Origin of the sequence: Yersinia aldovae ATCC 35236, from assembly GCF_000173735.1 — a bacterium.
In the GTDB taxonomy this organism is placed as follows: Bacteria; Pseudomonadota; Gammaproteobacteria; order Enterobacterales; family Enterobacteriaceae; genus Yersinia; species Yersinia aldovae.
The window spans coordinates 1-243 of record NZ_ACCB01000138.1 but is presented as its reverse complement, the minus strand read 5'-3'; the positions used below and the strand labels follow the sequence as shown (position 1 = coordinate 243).

Genomic DNA, 243 nt, shown 5'->3' with positions numbered 1-243 from the left:
TCCCGTGCTTTTCTTAATCACTTCCGCCAGATACGGGGCTGAGGCGCCTGCCAGCGCTTTCGCCATATCGCCACCCGCCAAGCCCTGTATGGCCGCTGTTGCGGCCTGAAGACCTTGTTGCAGTGCACTGCCGGTGCCGTATTTCTGCATTTCGGCTTTGTATTCTTTTGTCTCACGCAAGGCTTCCGCATCGCCTTTCAACTCAGGATGGCGTTTCAAAGCTTCCTCAAGCCCGAGGATATC

1 pseudogene is annotated in these 243 nt (G+C 56.0%); it reads right to left on the bottom strand.

Going from position 1 to position 243, the window contains the following annotated elements:
- Nucleotides 1-243 (bottom strand): annotated as a pseudogene (locus YALDO0001_RS19595) (hemagglutinin); the annotation flags it as partial.